Here is a 1,370-nt window from a genome sequence, read left to right on the forward strand (position 1 = left end):
CCCCTTTTTTTAATGATCCGGCCACCACCTATATCTACACCTCTCTAAAACCACTCTTCCCCTCCCCCACGCTCTTCGTTTCGGGCGGTGGTGGCGCGGGTGCTCCGCAACCACCCCCACCGCCGGTACGTGACCGGCCTCAGCATGGGCGGCACCGGCTCGTGGGCGCTCGCCGCCCGGTACCCGCGCCGGTTCGCCGCCGCCGTACCGGTCTGCGGCTCCTGGCTGCGGGAGTCCGCTCCGCGCCTGACCGCCGTCCCCGTCTGGACCTTCCACGGCGAGGAGGACGAGGTCATCCCGGTCTCGCACACCGAGCGCCTGGTCGACGCGCTGCGCGCACTGGGCGGCCCGGTGCGGTTCACCCGCTACCCGGGCGTCGGCCACGACTCCTGGACCCGGACGTACGACGACCCCGAGGTCTACGACTGGCTGCTCGCCCAGTCCCGCCCCGGCGATCCCACCCTCCGAACGGTCCCCGCCCCCACCGCGGCCGCCGCGGACAACCACGTGGAACCCGCTTAGGCCTATGGCCGAGGTCCGCTCGCCCAGGGCCCTCGGCTGACGCCGGTCCACCTGGGCGTTGATCGTCTGTCTACCGCCGTCACGCACGATCGATCCCGCAGAGCGCGCCCCACACGTTCACGGGCGCGAACGGACGAGAGAGGCACACGGGGACATGAGGACGACGAAGAAGCTGCGGCACACCGTGCTCGGGATCGCGGCCGGCATGCTGGCCCTGGTCGGGACGGTGGCGTCGGCGGGGACCGCGCACGCCGACGGCCCGCCCGCCTCGTACCTGGACGAGCCCGGCATCCTCTACCGCGGCGGCCACATCGAGGCGGGCGACACCCAGCTGGTCCTGCAGAACGACGGCAACCTCGTCCTCTACCGGGCCTACCAGGACCCGAGTCTCGTCCACGCCGTGTGGCAGGCGCCCAAGACCTGGGGCTGCGGCTACAAGGCGATCATGCAGGGCGACGGGAACTTCGTCGTCTACGACGTCAACAGCCACCCCTGCTGGAGCGCCGACACCTTCAAGCCCAGTTCCCTGGCGAAGGCCAGCCTCGCGGTCTCCGCCCTCGGCGGCCTCAAGGTCGTCTTCGTCAACCCCAGCGGCGGCCGGAGCATCAGCTGGGCGACGATCCGCAGCTCCGACCTGTACTAGGCACGGTGTCGGCGGTCTGCCGGTGGTGACGGTGATCCATCAGCGGTCTGTGGGTGGCGCGTTGTTCATTGGCCGGGCGGTGCGTCGCCGACGACGCCCCCGCCCAGCCCGACGAACCCCCCCACTGAACAACACCAAACCACACACGCCGAGGCACGACCACCCCCAGCACACCCCCCCCCCGAGGGACAGACAGGTAAACCCC

The 1,370-nt window shown here is 70.7% G+C and carries 1 protein-coding gene and 1 pseudogene; both read left to right on the plus strand.

From position 1 onward, the window contains the following. Nucleotides 1-63 precede the first annotated feature (63 nt). A pseudogene (locus tag ACWDCZ_RS41400) lies at nucleotides 64-522 on the plus strand (carboxylesterase family protein); the annotation flags it as partial. A gap of 154 nt (nucleotides 523-676) precedes the next feature. After that, nucleotides 677-1,165, plus strand: coding sequence for a hypothetical protein (locus tag ACWDCZ_RS41405; RefSeq protein WP_388045339.1), 489 nt, complete (start codon nucleotides 677-679; stop codon nucleotides 1,163-1,165). The last annotated feature ends 205 nt before the right edge of the window (nucleotides 1,166-1,370 follow it).

The sequence above is a fragment of the Kitasatospora sp. NPDC001225 genome (genome assembly GCF_053597855.1).